This is a genomic window from Acinetobacter sp. Gutcm_16 (assembly GCF_028649355.1).
Lineage (GTDB): Bacteria > Pseudomonadota > Gammaproteobacteria > Pseudomonadales > Moraxellaceae > Acinetobacter > Acinetobacter johnsonii.
The window spans coordinates 48,764-64,946 of the sequence record NZ_JAQSUV010000020.1 but is presented as its reverse complement, the minus strand read 5'-3'; the positions used below and the strand labels follow the sequence as shown (position 1 = coordinate 64,946).

The window sequence follows — 16,183 nt, the reverse complement described above, 5'->3', positions numbered from 1 at the left end:
GCATGTATTCTGCTTGGTTCTAGGTATTACAAAAACCTTTTTTGGTAATACCGAAAGGAGCAACAAATGTCTAAACAATTCAAAGATGACTTAAATGCATTCTTCACCGTATTTAAACAGTTCGTGGTCGCCATCTTAAGTGCTAGAGCGGGCATTTATATCAAGCAAGATCCATCCGAAAAAGGATAAGCATGTGCCGAAACATAAATTGGCACGGATCAGCATCACTGTGCCTGAATTAACTGTCGATGCATTGGATCAGAAAATTGTTGATCAGCACTATGAAAGCCGTTCTCAAGCGATTGTCGACATGATCAATAAACATTTAATTGCGGATCAGGAGCAACGTAACGCCGTGATGGTGGGGACATTTACCTTGCTCTATGACGCCAGTGTCACGCCACTTAGAGTCCAATTGTTGGACTTGCAGCAACAGTTTTTAGAACAAGTGGTCAGTTCACTGCATATTCAGTTAGATGAGCAAAAAATTCTAGAAGTGATGATTTTGCAGGGCTTAACTACAGAGTTAAAAGCATTAAGCCAGCAATTCATTGCTTTGAAAGGTGTGATCAAAGGGCATTTGGAGCTGATGGATGCAGTGATGCCGCCGATTCCACAAAATGAAAAACAGAGCGCGTTGAAATCGTGAACATCTTCACCGCCCTCAATGACTCACTCTATACATAGCAAGTTTAAACATTTACAGCATCGGGAAAATTGCATCATGATTAAAAAAGCGTTCTTATCAGTCTCTATTGTTTCGACTATTTTATTGGCAGGTTGTGATAACACCGCCAAAATTCCTGAAACAAAAAACAGTGCATCTGAGAGCACAGCCACCAAAAACATCACGATTGGCTACAGTGATTGGCCGGGTTTTGTTGCATGGCAAGTGGCAATTGAAAAAGGTTGGCTAAAAGAAGCAGGGTTGAATGTTGAGTTTAAATGGTTTGATTATTCATCATCACTTTCTGCTTTTGCAGCCAATCAGCTAGATGCAGTACTGGTGACCAATGGAGATAATCTAGTCACAGCCTCTGGGGGCACTCAAGGTGTCATGATTATGGCGACAGACTATTCCGCAGGTAATGACGTGATTATCGCAAAAGATGGAATTAACAGCATTGCCGATTTAAAAGGCAAAAGTATTGCTACTGAAAAAGGCTTGGTTGACCATCTATTGCTAAGTACAGCACTGACAGATGCAAAAATTAAGACCAGTGACATTAAATTGGTCAATTCTATGACCAATGAGCTTCCACAAGTTTTTGCCAGTCCAGATATTGCTGCAATTGCGGTCTGGCAACCTGTAGCCAATCAAGCGTTGAAGTCTGTTGCAGGGTCTAAAATTATTTATAGTTCTAAAGATAAGCCAGGTTTAATTTATGACACGCTGACTGTAAATATGAGCCATCTTTCTGCCAATAAAGAAGATTGGAAAAAGATGATCCAAGTGTGGGATAAAACAGTCAAATATATTAATGACCCTGCAACACATGAAGACGCCGTGAAAATTATGTCTAACCGTGTTGGCGTCGATCCGAAACAATATGAACAATTTATTGGCGGGACGCATTTACTCGATTTGACAGCCAATAAAACCGTCTTTAAAAAAGGTTCAGGTTTTGACTCGATTTATGGCTCAAGCTACCACGTAAACAAATTCAACGTTGAAAATGGTATTTATAAAACAGAAATGGATGTTGATGGTGCAATTTATCCAGCTTTGGTTGAAGAGTTAAAGTAAGATTTCGTAGAAACTAAAAGCCCAAGTTAACTTGGGCTTTTTTTGTATGAGTGTGTTTAAAAAGCAAAGAAAGATCTAATGTTAAATAAAGAGTAGATTTTAAGGCATGTATTTATAAATGCGTACTTTTAGAAAACACATGAATAATCACGATGCCGATAATCATAAAACCTAAACCAACAACTGCGGCAAAGTCGAGCTGCTGTTTAAAATAAATCCAACCGACTGTAGAGATCAGGATAATGCCTGCACCTGACCACAGTGCGTAAGCTAGCCCCATAGGGATCGATTTAAACGTTAGACCTAAGAAAAAGAGTGCAATTGCATAACCGATAATGGTTAAAACGACAGGTAAAGGTGCAGTGAAACCATTGGTTGCTTTTAATGCAGAAGTCGCGAGGACTTCTGCAATCACGGCGATCAATAAATAGAGAAAAGCCATAACTTATTAAAGCTCCCTTACGCAACCACAGTTGCATGATGCATGAGGTGATGTTGTTCTTGTTTCAGCCAATCCTGACTGTCCGCCGTGGTAGATGTTACATTTTGAAAAGCGTATTCAGGTTCATACACATCCACGACAAACACCAACTGATATGCTTCTCCACCGATCAATTTACGCTGTATGAGGGTTTTAGTATCAACGACTTCAAAACCATCTAGGATGAGTTGTTGTTGAGTCATTTGGGTGCAGCTTGAATATTGAATGAGCTGATCCTGAGTTGAAACTGATACTTCATAGCTTTCAATTTGATTTAAGTCAGAAGAACTTCGCTCCACATGAGAAAGAACCCCTAACGCGTCTATATTCTGTTGAATATGGGGTAAACGTGACTGTGCATATGTCATATACTCACCGCAGATGATGAGACCGCCATCGAGCGAAATTTCTTGCTGCGTGGCAACATGTACGGCTTTGACTAAACGTAGTCCTAAAAATAAACCCGTACTGGCTTGTTGACGCCAGTCTTCAACATAGGCATTACTGGGTGAAAACTCCAAAATACAATTGCCAATGCTATGCAGGGTTGCAGGCTCAGGCCACTGGGTATGGTTCTGATAATTACTACTTAGCTCCCATGACAGTGATGCATTTTGTGCATCCCAATGCGTATAACCGACCCATGCTTGACGCTCTACGATAGGTGTATCTGTTAGTGATTTGAGACGTAAGTCGATGGTGAAGTTCTTGGATTGAAACCAATATACAATCGTATTTTCATCTGTCAGACCATTGTAAAAGCTAATACTCTTACGCCGAAATGCGCCCATTAAATAGGGTGGTACATTGCCAGAAGCTGCTGTGATAGGTTTTAGTTGACTTAAAGTTTCGAATAAATTCATGGGGTGTACTCCATGTTTGACTCAGTCAGACCAAAAGAATAAAGCGGAACGGCATTCTTTAAGACCAACTCACCACTGGCTACACGTTGTTTTAAATAATGAAAGGTTTGAGCCGTTTGATTAAACAAATGTTCTCCACCTGCCAGTGGCGCATATTTAGGTGGTTCATTTGTATTAATCGGTTGGATGACATAGTCATAGTCACAAGAAAAAAATAAAGGAAAGGAGTAGCGTTCTTGTTGGACTTTTTTAACCCGGTGCTTTGTCGCTAAATATTTTCCATTGGACAAGATTTCCATCATGTCACCAATGTTCATCACCAACGTATTTTCAAGTAGAGGAATATCAATCCATTCACCTTGCTTGGTGAGGACTTGTAAACCGGGCGCTGTGGGGAGTAATAAAGTAAAGCACTCATAGTCGGTATGCGCCCCGATGCCTTCTGCATCTGTCGCTTGAGGGTTATATGGATAGTGAATGAGGCGTAACTGACTGGGTGCATTTTGAATATGCATATCAAAAAAGTCTTCTTTCTGCTCTAAAGCCAGTGCAAAACAGCGAAATAGTTGATGACCAATGGCTTTTAAGTGCTGATAGTACTGTGAGACATCGAGTTTAAATGCGGGATCATCTGGCCATTGCGTCGGGCCAAGTAAGGGATAATTTAATGCAGACCCTTGATAGTCATAATTCACATCATAAGATTCTTTTAAATCGTAGCTGTTACTCGAAAACTGTTCTTCACCTATCGGTACATAGCCACTATGATTCACCGATTTTCCAATATAATTTTGCATTTTGAGTGCTTCATCTTGGGCAAAATAGTGCTTCGCAATGTCACATAACTGTGTAAATAATGCAGGTTGAAATTGATCACCTCTGAGGTAGAGAAAACCAACTTCTTTACAAGCCTGATCAAGCGCTTGAGCAACTTGCATACGGTCATCTAGATTTGTGCTATTTAAAAGGCTGATATCCACCAGTGGAAGGACATATTTATCTTGCATGGTAAAATCCTCGCGTTGGCCGTCCAACAGTGCATAAAACCTAAGGGTCGTCCCTCAGGCGAGATCAATGAGTTACTTGTGCGTACTGACTTGGGTCATACGTGGAATTTTGGGTAAATCCTCCAGTGCTGGGTCAATTTCTTCTTCTTGTGCATGTACTAAGAAATCGACTCGCTCTCGAAGTTGCTTAAAGGCAGGGCTGGACATCAGTTCAGTATTTCGTGGACGAGGTAAATCCACTTCAATAATTTCTTTAATTTCCCCAGGATTGGCTTTAAGCGCTACGATACGATCAGCCAGTAAAATAGCCTCATCCATATCATGGGTTACAAAAATGATAGTGATATCAATGTTTTGCCATAAGTCCATCAGGTGTTTTTGCATTTTCTGACGGGTATGCGGGTCAAGCGCACCGAAAGGTTCATCCATCAGTAAAATTTTCGGTTCGTTGACTAAAGCTCGGGCAATCGCAACACGTTGCTTCATCCCGCCAGACAGTTGATGTGGATATTGGTTTTCATACTTCTCTAAGCCAATAATATTGATCCATTCTCGTGCAGCCGCTTCGGCAGAGGCATGACTTGCACCTTTCATGAGTGGACCAAACATCACATTTTCTTTAACCGATTTCCAAGGAAATAAGGTATAGCCTTGAAACACCATGCCTCGCTCTGGGCTAGGGCCTGAAATGGGCTGTCCATCTACCAATAGTTCGCCACTGCTATATGGGTCTAGACCCGCAACAACACGACTAAAGGTCGATTTTCCACAACCAGACGGGCCAATCACACAAATAAACTCTCGCTTATGAATTTTCAAATTGAGCTGATTTAAAATCGTGCGTGAGTTTTTACCATGCTGAAAAACTTGACTAAGTTGTTTGGCCTCTAAAATGACAGGACGTTGATAAATGTGATCAAAATACTGACGAGCATTGAACTCCATCGTTCTTATATCTGTGGTTTTCATTATTTTGCTCCCGCTTTCCATTTAAACAGATGTTGTCCGAGCTTCATTAAAATCACATCACAGACCAAGCCAATCACGCCAATAATCAAAATCGCAGCATAGACATTGTCAAAGTTCTGGTAGCGTGCTTGCTGGGTAATAAACCAAGTGATCCCTGTGGTGGTGCCAATCAACTCAGAGACAATTAAGTAGGTCCACGCCCAGCCCAGCAAAACACGTAAATCACGGTAAATATCGGGTAACGCCGCTGGAATGACCACGTGAAACAGACTTTTTGCTTTATTCGTCCCTAGGGTATAACCCGCTTCAATCAGCCCGCGGTCCACCATACGCGTAGTATTGGCAATAATCAGAATTTGCTGAAACAGCGTCCCAATCACGATGATGGCAATTTTTGGTGCATCATTAATGCCTAATATGGCAACAGCCAGTGCACCAAAGGCAGGCGCAGGTAAGTAGCGAAAGAACTCAACAAAGGGTTCAGTGAGTTGAGAAATTTTGTTGGAAAAACCACATAAAATCCCCAATGGAATACCAACGAGTGATGCAATAAAGAAAGCACTAAATACAATCTTGATACTGTGCCAAAGACTTTGATGAAACCATGGTGCATCGGCTTGAGCTGGTGGTGTCGTAAATGCCGTCACTAAGGCTGTCGCAACTTGATGAGGTGCTGGTAAATAAATGGGATTGACCAAATTACCTTGTGGCGGTTCAGTGCCTGTATTGACGGCATTTTGTGCTTCGGCATAGAACACACTTTTGTCTACACGGCTACCGACTTGTAAAAAAGAGACACTGCCAGAGTTGGTGATTTGTACCTGAGGATGCCAAATAAAGGGCAAATAACTCACAGCACACCAAATGAGGATTGGTATTAGAAATGATCCAAAGCCCAGCAATATTTTGCTTTGAGGACTGAGTTCTCGCGCGACATAACCCATAGTTGCTTAGCCCCGATATTACTTTTTTTATAAAACGTAATACTGTTAAGCAAAATGAATGCCAAATTTGTAGTGCTATTGAGTGTTCACCTATGTGCTAATTGTTTAAATAAAAACAGCCTTTGACCTAAATATGTTTTAAAATGCGCTATCGATAGATTGACGCTCAAAAGGGGCAGCATCGCATGGCGCAAAAGTCACAACAATCTGCATTGAATGAATTGATTGCAGAACAAAAACTACTGTGTGAAGAATTTGACTCGGCTTATGTTGAAGTAAAAGGTGATGATGTCGTTGCTGTTGCTGTGCAGACTTTAAATCAAGAACCCATTGTCGGTTTACGTAAAAAGCCAGAAACTGAAGAGAATGTCGCTTGGTTCATCTATGGTGGTGAATTGGGTGAAGGCCAAGACTTTTTTACAACCATGACTGTACGTGAGTTACAAGATATCTTGCCTGATGTACTCCCATATTTGGCTTTAAGTGAAGGTTATCGTTTTATGATTGATGGCGATGACTATGAAGACGTATGGAAAGAAGGCGATGAGTCTTAATACATGAAAAAACAGACATGGATGTTGCTTAGCTTTTCGTTATTTCTATCAACTCTGAGTTATGCAGAAACAACGAAGCTAACTCAGGCGCAGTATGATCAGAAGATGGCTGAATATACAGCAACTGTGAATTCAACTAAAACTGTTTTAGATGCAAAAGATAATCCAGCGACAGCAACAGAGATGAAAACCGCATTTTGTCAGCGTATGGATGCATATCATCAAATTGCTGCGCTATCTAAGGCCAATATTGAATTAAGTACCGCTTCAGTGATGCTGATGGTAGCCAACCGTTATCTTGATCAGCAAGAAAAAAGCCTGACCGATGCAGGGATGAATGAAAGTGCCTTCTGCCCAACGGCGAAAGCTTTAAAAGTTGAAGATACGAAACGATTAAAAAGTAAAGTAACCGAATAAGACAGCATGAAATTAGTGTATATATTAAGATCTAATTTATTGTTTCAGGATGCTGTATAAATAGACAATGTCCTCGATTGTGTTAAGATAAATAAAAATCAACCATCGTTTGAGTAGGAGTTGGTGTATGGCAGCTTATACCGACATTAAAGTAGGCAAATATGAGGATGATATGATTCCTAAACTTGCCATTCATGCTTTTCATGATGCTTTTCAAAAAGCAACCATTCGTTCGTCTGTAGTTTATGCAAAAGCTGAACAGTTGGTTGAACGCGATATTCATGGCAATGAAACTGTTTTACAAGACTTAAGTCATGCTTATGTCGATGTAGGCGTTTTACCGACACTGACACGTAAAAAGAAACACGCGACCGTATAGATTGATATGCCACCTCGACAACCTAGAATAAGAATGTTTGCAGGGCCGAATGGTTCTGGTAAAAGCACTGTTAAAGATTACCTCTTGCCCCAACATATTGGGGCATATTTAAATGCAGATGAACTGGAACAAAACTTAAGACAGAGTCAACGCATTGATTTATTGCATTATCATCCTTCCTTAAAAGCTTCAGAGTTGGTCACTTTTCTAAAAAGTAAGAAGCGTCCTCAAGCGGGACAGTTTGTGGCCTTACTTGCACATGAGCCAATTGTGCTAGATGAATGGAAGATCGAGTTTAAAACCGAAGAAATTGATTCTTATCTCTGTGCACGCATTATTGACTATATCCGGCTTGAGTTTCTGCGCTTAAAAGTCAGTTTTACTTTTGAGACGGTCATGTCACATATCTCTAAAGTTGAGTTTCTCCGAGAAGCGAAACGTCAGGGTTATAAAACCTATCTATATTATGTCTCAACAGTAGATCCACAAATCAATATTGCCCGAGTCAAGTATCGCGTCAGTGTGGGTGGTCATCCTGTTCCTGAGCAGAAAATTATTGAACGTTACTACCGTAGTATGGATCTGCTCATGCAAGCCATAGAGTGCTGTGATCGAGCCTACTTGTTTGATAACTCTTCTGACGGTATACAAGCGTCTTTTCTTGCAGAAATAGAAGCAGCTGAAACCTTAAAAATGAATGCCGCCGTGTCTAAGCTCCCAATATGGTTTGCAGAGCGCGTATTATCAGAATTCCAATAAACTGCTCAGAAAAAGAGCAGATTATTTTATCCTTTTTCATGTGTCTACCTGCATGAAAATATATTCAAAAGTCGCGAATGTGTTTTATAAACCCAGAATAATACTCATGATGTAGAGATGTACCTCTAACTGTATTCAGTTTCTTTAAATGAAAACTATAATGAAATAAAACGAGAGAAGTTAAGTATTTCTAATCTAAAAAAGGCCTGAATACAAAATCTCTCGGGGATATATTCAAGCTTTTTACGTTATTGTGAAGAATAACTATGTAAAAGAAATGCTTTAAGGTGTTATCTAAAAGACTAAAAGCTTCGAGAACGAACAGATAGTAACCATTCAAATATCTAAATCTAGATGCAAGGGCCCGTAAACAATGGTCATAGACGTGCATAGCATCGATAGATACAAAGGGGGATTGATTATTTTTTAATTAAATATACTATTAAAATATATATTGTTTTAAGGTGCTTACCAATGCATGATTTTGCGTGGTCTTTTATAGGTGGAATATTACTCGGCATCTCCGCCGTTGGATATTTATATACCAATGGACGAATTGCAGGAATCAGTGGTCTGGTCTCTCAAGTTTTAAGCTTAAAAGGGATCATAAATACGCCTGCACTGTGGTTTTTATTGGGCCTGTTCATTGTTCCGTTTATATATGCCGCTTTTGTTCAGCCAGAGATCTATATTGAAGCTACACCTTTCATGTTAATTATTGCGGGCGTATTGGTCGGCTTTGGAACTCGCTTAGGATCTGGTTGTACCAGTGGGCATGGTATTTGTGGTATCAGTCGCTTATCCAAACGTTCAATCATCGCTACGATTAGTTTTATTTTCGCAGGCTTTATCACTGTGTATGTCGTCCGTCATATGCTTGGAGCAATCTAAAATGAGAAATGTTTGGGCGTTCATTTGGGGTGGATTATTTTCAATTGGTCTCATGCTTTCAGGAATGTCGAATCCTGCGAAAGTGATTGGCTTTTTAGATATTTTCGGGCAGTGGGATGCCAGTTTAGCTTTTGTGATGATAGGGGCGATTGCGGTTGCATTTATTCCTTTTCAAAAAGCTGTACGTCAGCCACATCCACAAACCTTTTATGGTGGAGTTATACAGCTTCCTAAAAATACGAAAATCGATAGAAATCTGATCTTGGGAAGTCTGCTATTTGGTATAGGCTGGGGAATTGCGGGAATTTGTCCTGCGCCGAGTTTTACTTTGATTGGGCTGGGCTATTATCAAGCGATCTATTTTATAATTGCGATGTTCGTTGGTGTGCTACTACATCGTAAAGTGATGGAGAAAATGCCATGAAGGAAACTGCGCAAGTAAAAGCATTCTTTGATTCAGCGACCAACACATTTAGTTATGTGGTGAGTGATCCAGACACTCAGCGCTGCGCCGTGATTGATAGTGTGTTGGACTATGATGCAGCATCGGCAACGACTAAAACAGAGCAGGCTGATTTAATCATTGCTTATATTCAGGAAAATAGCCTAAGCGTAGACTGGATTTTAGAAACGCATGTTCATGCAGATCATTTAAGTGCTGCACAGTATTTAAAGCAAAAACTAGGTGGAAAAATTGCGATTAGTCATAAGATTGAGATCATACAACAATCTTTTGGTGAGATTTATCACTTAGATATTAAAAGTTTAAATGCCACGCAGTCGTTTGATTACCTTTTTGCAGATCACGAGATATTTTTGATAGGCAACATAAAAGCATATAATATTCCGACACCAGGGCATACACCTGCGTGTCTCAGTTATGTTATTGGTGATGCTGTTTTTGTGGGGGACACGTTGTTTATGCCTGACTATGGGACGGCACGTTGTGATTTTCCAAAGGGGAGTGCGGCGGCTTTATTTGACTCAGTGAAGACTTTGTACACATTGCCAGATCAAACGCGGATGTTCTTATGTCATGACTACTTACCCGAAAGTCGTGATCAATACCAATATGAGACATCGGTTTATTCGCAAAAGCATGAAAACATTCATATCAATACTACAACGGAAAGGGCCGATTTTGTCGAGATGCGAAACCGCCGTGATGCAACGTTAAGTATGCCAAAATTGATATTACCCGCAATTCAAATCAATATGTTTGCAGGCAAGTTCCCTCAACCAGAAGACAATGGTATTTCTTACTTAAAAATTCCGCTGAATTATTTTTAAAACAGAAAAGTAGCAAGACTTAAAGCATTCGGCATCTTTTCACTTGCTTAAAATCTGATATTAAACAGACATGCACATCATGCTTTTAAATTTAGCCTAAGCAAATATCTCACCTAAAATAGCCTAAGCAAAATTGAACTTAATATAAAAAGTCATTTGATTTATTTCCATTAAAAATTCAATATCTATAGGAATCAAATAAAGTAAGTTTCATATGATCCTAAATCATCAATTTCATCAAAATGAGCAGCCGCGTGCAAAAACATTGGTCTTTGTTCACGGTTTATTTGGCAGTTTAAGTAATTTAGGGATGTTGGCTCGGGAGTATTATTCAAGCCACCATGTATTACAGGTAGATGTACGTAATCATGGGTTATCTACACATTCAAATGTGATGAATTATGAAGTAATGGCAGCTGATCTAATTGAAACTTTAGATGAACTCAATATCGAGCACTTTTCTTTGATCGGGCATTCTATGGGTGGAAAGCTGGTGATGAAAGTGACAGAGCTCGCAGCAGATCGACTAGATCAACTGGTGGTATTGGATATTACGCCTATTGCTTATAAAGAAAATCATCATGAGCAGATTTTTAAAGCGCTCTTTGCGGTACAAAAAGCAGATATTGAAACACGTCAGCAAGCTATAGAAATCATGCGTGAATATCTCAAAGAAGAAATGGTGATTCAGTTTCTTCTGAAATCTTTTAGCAAAGGGAAGTGGTTGTTTAATGTAGACGCACTTTATGAGAACTATACCCAAATTCTGTCATGGGAAAATATAGAGACATGGCATAAGCCTGCACTATTTATACGTGGTGGAAACTCAGCATATGTAGAAAAGCCAGAATATATAGCGGCTATCCAATCGCAGTTTTCTCAAGCCCAGATTCAGACGGTGGCAGATGCTGGACACTGGTTACATGCAGAGAAAACTGCGCAAGTTTTGCAAATCATCACTCAATATTTGAGTCAGCTTTCAACCTGATTAACTCAAATTCGCAGCTGAAAGTTGTCCTTCAGAGGTCAGCTTTTCAGCCATTTCCGCAGTTTTCTTTAAATTCGGCATTCGATATTCAGTATGGCCATAGTCTTGGATCGACTTCCAACGCCCGCCCCAAGTTAAACCTACAGATTCTGCAACTTCACCATAGAGCTGATAGCCACGCATCGCCCATGGATCTCGTTCAGAAATAACGACTTTTCCATCCCGCTTAAATGCGACATCCGCCGCCAATCCAAATTGGTGATAACTCTGATAACCCCGTGCCAAAGTCGTATTTTTATTGCTGGCTAAAGAATTCTGACGCTGCGGGCTACGATAGCCTTCCAGTAAAACCAGTTCATATCCATGCTGCTCACGCATTATTTTAAATACCATCAGTAAACGTTGTTTATAGCGTGGGTTCATTTTGTGCCACTTACGATCAGCCGTTGCTAAATTGTCATGTGAATGAGTTGAATGTACATCCTGAATACTCGGATCGTAGCTCGAAGCACTGGCTTGAATAGAATTATTATTAAGATCCGCTTGCTCAAGCAGACTTGCTTCAACTATGGCCGCCGCAACTAAGGATTCTTCGATCTCTGGTGGTGGGGACAAAATTTGTCCATCAAGTAGGGCATAAATTTGTGGATCCGATTGTCTTAAATAATCGGCTTCGATTTTAGTGGGTGTGACTGGACTGGTAAAAGCAAACATTAAGATGCTGGCAAATAGAAATAGACCCGCAGCCAATATCCACCACTGCTGAATATGCCAATGCGACTGCAATTGCTCGGGCGCAGCAGCATGATTTATATGCTGTGCAAAATGACGAGCGGATTGAAATCTTTTTTTTCCTTGAGGAATTAACCCGACAAAAAAGCCTGCTAATTTTACTCTGAGTTCATAGGACAGTGCTAAACCTAGTCCTAGTGACAAGATTAGAAAAAGCGAAAAAAGAGCATAAATCATAGTCTGATAGTAGCTGGCATTGGGGCTTCGACGGTACGAGTTGTAATCTTGGTTTGTACACTCCCTGTGGGAGATTCTTCGGATTTTTCCACTGCCTGTTCTGCTTTGGCTACTTTGTCGTGATTTTTATCTTTCGGTGCGGCCGAACTTTGCGTTGACGAGTTTTGTTTCTTATTTTCTTTTGGTAAGGGCTGCGAACTAGCACTCTTCATCGATGGTGCAGCAACTGTTTGAGTTGGACGAAGAAAAGCTTTGCTTAATTCATCTTCTTTGGGTTGAGGAAAATCAGAAAGCGGCTCAGTTACATTTGAAGGTTGAACACTTTTAGAAGGGACGGCTTTAGTCGCTTCAAAAATAGCTTCGGGTTCCCGCGTCGGGGCTTCATTATCGACTGAGGGTTCAGTGACATCCACGCTAGAACTTTGATTAACCTGTATTGAATCATTTTTTTGTTGTGCAAAAAAATAAGTAAAACCAAGAGTGGCCATCAATACGATACCACTCAAAAAACCACCAAACGCATAGAGCATAGGTGAAATATTTTTCTTTTTTGTAGACGTCAAAATTTTGACTGAAGTCCGTTTTTCATGAGCCATGGAGTTAGTTCTTAGGGTAAATGAATAGTAATATGTGCCTGTTCTGTTGGCGTAGAAATGACATTTTCATATGTGGCTAAAGAATTCGTACTTTGCTTTGATAACATATAGCGCAAGCCCGCAAAGGATAAGAGTGCGAATACGATTAGAAAAAGTAAAATCCAGTAAAAAGGAAGCTCACGGTGAATCATGTGTTTAATTTGATCGGGTAGTGATGCGAAAGGAGAAAAGGCTGCCTTTTTCCCCTTCAAATAGTCAATTTCATCGCCCACACGTGCCACCAAATGGTTTAAATTTTCTATAGACTCAATACGATATCTACCATGAAAACCTAGAAGCATGCAGTAATGATAAACTTCAAGTGCGGCTAATCGACTGTTTCCTTTACGGCGTAACTCTTCTAAAATTTCGAAAAAACGATAACCCGCAAGTTGCGAGCCAAATAAACTAAGCTGTAAGGGACTGATTAACCAACTATTTTGTAGCTCAAAAAATTGTGCATCTTGCTGAGTCACAATGGTTTCATCTAATAATGCGCAGTAAGCATATTTAGCATCTTGAATATCATCTGATGAAAATTGTAATTTTCGGGCTTGGTTTTCAAAACGGTTGAGTAGGGCAATGATTTTTTCGCGAAATTCAGTCGAACTACTCGGTATATATTTGTTTTTTAATAAAAATACAATATAAAAACCATCATGGAGTAAGTCGACCAAGTTGGTTGTACTGGTGACTTTGGCGGTCATGGGCTGAGTAATTGAACCAGTTCCAATTTGTCCATCATCAAAAAGTGAAGGGGCATTATTCATGATTCATTTCCTTAGCCATTCATCACAGCAATCAATTCAACAGCAATATCTTGGAAACCCGCTGGAATATAAATACAAATCGACTCGGCATCCAACATGCGTTGGTATAAGTCATTATTTGGTTCAATTTCAAAGTAACTCACACCAGATCGCACTGGAATAGCGGTTGGAACCTGCATTAAATGATGTAAAGGGACTGCAGGAAGTGCGGCGATGACGCGTTGTTCAACATCTACGGTATTGCCAACTTTGAAGCGCAACGGAACCAATTGAATTAGTTCGTGACTTTGCATCATGCTGCTAGAAACAGCCAAGTAAAGTCTTGAATCTCGAGTAATTTTGTCTGACTCTAAACTGCCTAACCAATAGGATGGTCGTGTTTCTTTTAATTGGATACTGATGTAGCGGTTTGAAATAATCGTATCTAATAACTCGCGTAGAATAACATCGAGCTGACTAAAACTTTCTTGTAAATTATGGTGTTGATAACGCGGTAAATGATCAACCTCATGAGCCGTTGAAAAGGTCAGTAATGAGCCTGTTAAGCGTAATAATTCAAAGAATAACCGCTCTGGATGGATATGTGGATATTGCAATAAATGATTCAACGTCGCGTGTGCTGTGTTGAGTGCATTAACCAACCAAAATGACACAATATCTCCAGAGCGAAATTCAATTAGCTTTTGCTCATTTTCTCGATTATTACTTTGAATGGTTTTAATTTTCGCTTTGATGACATTCAAACTGCGTTTCAAACTCGAAATAAGATTTTCAGAAGATTCGATATGCAAAATAGGGGGAATAAAATGACGATCAAATTCAAATTGGCCTGAGCTTTGACGTTTAATTTTTGCCAAAGCTAAATACAAAAAGCCATCGAGTTCCTGATTTGGTTCCGCGTTGACGTCTAACAAGCGAAACTCTGCACGGCGACGCAATAAGGTGATATCTGCTGCAGTTGCATCTGTAAATAAATCATGAGTTGAGGTTAGATAAGAATGATAGCGACCGAACTGTGCACTATTTTCAGCGCTCACATTTTTCTTATTGGCTTGTACAATCGGCAAAGCCAAATAAACCAAGATTTCGCCACGTAAATTCAGTTCATCTAATAACACTGGCTCTGGCAATAAATCACGTGTCGGCGCCTGATAGATTTCACCATCTTGCCAAATCATACTAATACTTTCGAGTGCCAAGATATGTGTGTGTAACTGGGCTTCATCAAATTGAATATTTTGAATACCATAAGCAAATGGAATCGTGGAACGAATGGTATGATTCAGACGTTGTTCATGATACGCATCTTGTAATTGAAAATGTTGAGGACGTAAAAATAGACCTTCACCCCAAAGTATTTTTTCTGCTTTAAACATTTAGATTACCAATCGTTTGATTCATTTGCTTGTTGCACGCCCAGTAGTTCTTGGACGTTATGCAGTGGATTTTCGTTTTTAATGACTTGATTTAACCACTCATGTAGTGGCATCTGACTCCACTTAATAGTTTTTTGTAACATATAGCTTACGGGACTATGTGGTTCATTGGCTTGGAAATAGTCAGAAATTTCTTGTAATACCCGCATGGCTTGTTCACGGTTTGCTAAGTGATTTTGCGGTTGAACCTGAAAGCCTTTGGATGGATGGACGGTGTTCATGTCAATCTCTTGTTCTTTGTGCTGGGTAAATGAAAGTGCCTGTGTTGTTATCGTTGCGGCAGCAGAAGACTCAGATGTTTGTGTCGCCATTACTGGTTGGGTAAAAACATCGGTTTTATAGAGCTTTTTTAAACTGGTGTGGATGTTTTCAAGCTGAGTATCAATCGAAGCAAAGCTTGGTGCATCTAAGCCCATTAAGGTATCTAACACACTTTTCAAAATTGACCATTCAGCCAGAATTGCCGAAAAATGTTGATAGTTCTGATATTGAAATGATTTTGATGTATTGAACAAGCTCTGCTCAAACTGTTCCAAAATCTGTGAGCTATTGGCATCATCCGTATAACTTTCTACTTGTTTCAACAAATGGTTTTTTTGTCTCAGTAAGGCTTCATAATCACTGAGTGAAAATGAAGGAACATTCACGATAGCGACTTGTTTAATCAGTGGAATCAAATGATTAATTGAACCTTGCAATAAACCTAGACGTTGATCTAAATCTTCGTCTTCAATTTCAGGATGAAGTTGTGTCCAATACTCATTTAGCGTCCGATGCATAAGCTCTAGGGCTTTTGCAGTACCTTCAAATCCGTATAAATTTGACCACGCTTCAAGTAACCAGCCTAATAAGCGTAAATCCTTCGATTTCCCCGTGAGAAGCTCGATAGATTTTTGTTCAACGAAATGCCAGTCTGCTTGTTTAGGTTCAGCGACCCAATCGCCTTGATCAAGTAATGGATCATCCTGAGTTTTTGCAATTTTGATAGCGTGGAATTCATTGGAAAAAGACAAGTCTTGTCCACATGGTTGATCGCTTGAGATAGGAGTCAATAAAGGCTCGATTTCTAAGCTCATAATTTTAC

Annotated in this window: 21 protein-coding genes; 11 read left to right on the top strand and 10 right to left on the bottom strand. The window is 39.9% G+C overall.

Features of this window, described 5'->3' with window-relative positions:
• The first annotated feature begins 66 nt into the window (after nt 1-66).
• The 3 genes from PTT44_RS04360 to PTT44_RS04350 all read left to right on the top strand — a co-directional run bounded on the left by PTT44_RS04360 (nt 67) and on the right by PTT44_RS04350 (nt 1,747).
• A complete protein-coding gene (locus PTT44_RS04360) occupies nt 67-189 on the top strand; it encodes a hypothetical protein (RefSeq protein WP_256350806.1) in 123 nt (40 codons plus the stop codon).
• A 4-nt stretch (nt 190-193) separates the two neighbouring features.
• Nucleotides 194-649: a CopG family ribbon-helix-helix protein gene (locus PTT44_RS04355; protein ID WP_010326746.1), complete on the top strand. Its 456-nt coding sequence runs from the start codon at nt 194-196 to the stop codon at nt 647-649.
• Nucleotides 650-724: 75 nt separating this feature from the next.
• Nucleotides 725-1,747, top strand: coding sequence for an ABC transporter substrate-binding protein (locus tag PTT44_RS04350; RefSeq protein ID WP_010326745.1), 1,023 nt, complete (start codon nt 725-727; stop codon nt 1,745-1,747).
• Between the two features lie 112 nt (nt 1,748-1,859).
• Here PTT44_RS04350 and PTT44_RS04345 read toward each other — a convergent pair whose 3' ends face one another.
• The 5 genes from PTT44_RS04345 to PTT44_RS04325 form a co-directional block, all read right to left on the bottom strand.
• The gene (locus tag PTT44_RS04345) at nt 1,860-2,189 is read right to left on the bottom strand and encodes a DMT family transporter (protein WP_125273814.1); all 330 of its coding nucleotides are present in this window, start codon (nt 2,187-2,189) and stop codon (nt 1,860-1,862) included.
• 17 nt (nt 2,190-2,206) lie between these two features.
• Complete coding sequence (locus PTT44_RS04340) at nt 2,207-3,091, bottom strand: hypothetical protein (RefSeq protein ID WP_168159948.1); 885 nt, start codon at nt 3,089-3,091, stop codon at nt 2,207-2,209.
• Entirely contained in the window at nt 3,088-4,098 is a 1,011-nt protein-coding gene (locus PTT44_RS04335) for an isopenicillin N synthase family dioxygenase (RefSeq protein WP_273795547.1), read from the bottom strand. The genes PTT44_RS04340 and PTT44_RS04335 overlap by 4 nt, the downstream gene beginning before the upstream one ends.
• Before the next feature lie 72 nt (nt 4,099-4,170).
• Nucleotides 4,171-5,043 carry an ABC transporter ATP-binding protein gene (locus tag PTT44_RS04330; protein WP_171527569.1) on the bottom strand — a complete coding sequence of 291 codons (873 nt, stop codon included), beginning with the start codon at nt 5,041-5,043 and terminating at the stop codon, nt 4,171-4,173.
• A 23-nt stretch (nt 5,044-5,066) separates the two neighbouring features.
• Nucleotides 5,067-6,011, bottom strand: coding sequence for an ABC transporter permease (locus PTT44_RS04325; protein WP_125273818.1), 945 nt, complete (start codon nt 6,009-6,011; stop codon nt 5,067-5,069).
• A 185-nt stretch (nt 6,012-6,196) separates the two neighbouring features.
• Between PTT44_RS04325 and PTT44_RS04320 the strand changes: the two genes are divergently transcribed.
• From PTT44_RS04320 to PTT44_RS04285, 8 genes are all read left to right on the top strand, one after another.
• A complete protein-coding gene (locus tag PTT44_RS04320) occupies nt 6,197-6,565 on the top strand; it encodes an immunity protein Imm33 domain-containing protein (RefSeq protein WP_004979554.1) in 369 nt (122 codons plus the stop codon).
• 3 nt (nt 6,566-6,568) lie between these two features.
• The gene (locus PTT44_RS04315; protein WP_168159945.1) at nt 6,569-6,982 is read left to right on the top strand and encodes a hypothetical protein; all 414 of its coding nucleotides are present in this window, start codon (nt 6,569-6,571) and stop codon (nt 6,980-6,982) included.
• Between the two features lie 127 nt (nt 6,983-7,109).
• The gene (locus PTT44_RS04310; RefSeq protein WP_168159944.1) at nt 7,110-7,361 is read left to right on the top strand and encodes a hypothetical protein; all 252 of its coding nucleotides are present in this window, start codon (nt 7,110-7,112) and stop codon (nt 7,359-7,361) included.
• A gap of 33 nt (nt 7,362-7,394) precedes the next feature.
• Nucleotides 7,395-8,120, top strand: a complete 726-nt coding sequence (locus PTT44_RS04305; RefSeq protein WP_081316824.1) for a zeta toxin — start codon at nt 7,395-7,397, stop codon at nt 8,118-8,120.
• A gap of 474 nt (nt 8,121-8,594) precedes the next feature.
• A complete protein-coding gene (locus PTT44_RS04300; RefSeq protein ID WP_168159943.1) occupies nt 8,595-9,011 on the top strand; it encodes a YeeE/YedE family protein in 417 nt (138 codons plus the stop codon).
• 1 nt (nt 9,012) lies between these two features.
• Complete coding sequence (locus PTT44_RS04295; protein ID WP_168159942.1) at nt 9,013-9,435, top strand: DUF6691 family protein; 423 nt, start codon at nt 9,013-9,015, stop codon at nt 9,433-9,435.
• Nucleotides 9,432-10,301: an MBL fold metallo-hydrolase gene (locus tag PTT44_RS04290; RefSeq protein WP_168159941.1), complete on the top strand. Its 870-nt coding sequence runs from the start codon at nt 9,432-9,434 to the stop codon at nt 10,299-10,301. The genes PTT44_RS04295 and PTT44_RS04290 overlap by 4 nt, the downstream gene beginning before the upstream one ends.
• 214 nt (nt 10,302-10,515) lie before the next feature.
• Nucleotides 10,516-11,289, top strand: coding sequence for an alpha/beta fold hydrolase (locus tag PTT44_RS04285; protein ID WP_168159940.1), 774 nt, complete (start codon nt 10,516-10,518; stop codon nt 11,287-11,289).
• Here PTT44_RS04285 and PTT44_RS04280 read toward each other — a convergent pair whose 3' ends face one another.
• From PTT44_RS04280 to tssA, 5 genes are read right to left on the bottom strand one after another with little or no spacing between them, the layout of a single operon-like run.
• Nucleotides 11,290-12,258, bottom strand: a complete 969-nt coding sequence (locus PTT44_RS04280; protein ID WP_273795546.1) for a M15 family metallopeptidase — start codon at nt 12,256-12,258, stop codon at nt 11,290-11,292.
• Nucleotides 12,255-12,854, bottom strand: coding sequence for a hypothetical protein (locus PTT44_RS04275; protein WP_168159938.1), 600 nt, complete (start codon nt 12,852-12,854; stop codon nt 12,255-12,257). Before PTT44_RS04275 ends, PTT44_RS04280 begins: the two co-directional genes overlap by 4 nt.
• Before the next feature lie 11 nt (nt 12,855-12,865).
• Nucleotides 12,866-13,663: a type IVB secretion system protein IcmH/DotU gene (gene icmH, locus PTT44_RS04270; protein WP_168159937.1), complete on the bottom strand. Its 798-nt coding sequence runs from the start codon at nt 13,661-13,663 to the stop codon at nt 12,866-12,868.
• Between the two features lie 11 nt (nt 13,664-13,674).
• Complete coding sequence (gene tssK, locus PTT44_RS04265) at nt 13,675-15,039, bottom strand: type VI secretion system baseplate subunit TssK (RefSeq protein WP_273795545.1); 1,365 nt, start codon at nt 15,037-15,039, stop codon at nt 13,675-13,677.
• A gap of 5 nt (nt 15,040-15,044) precedes the next feature.
• Nucleotides 15,045-16,175 carry a type VI secretion system protein TssA gene (gene tssA, locus PTT44_RS04260; protein WP_168159935.1) on the bottom strand — a complete coding sequence of 377 codons (1,131 nt, stop codon included), beginning with the start codon at nt 16,173-16,175 and terminating at the stop codon, nt 15,045-15,047.
• Nucleotides 16,176-16,183 lie beyond the last annotated feature (8 nt).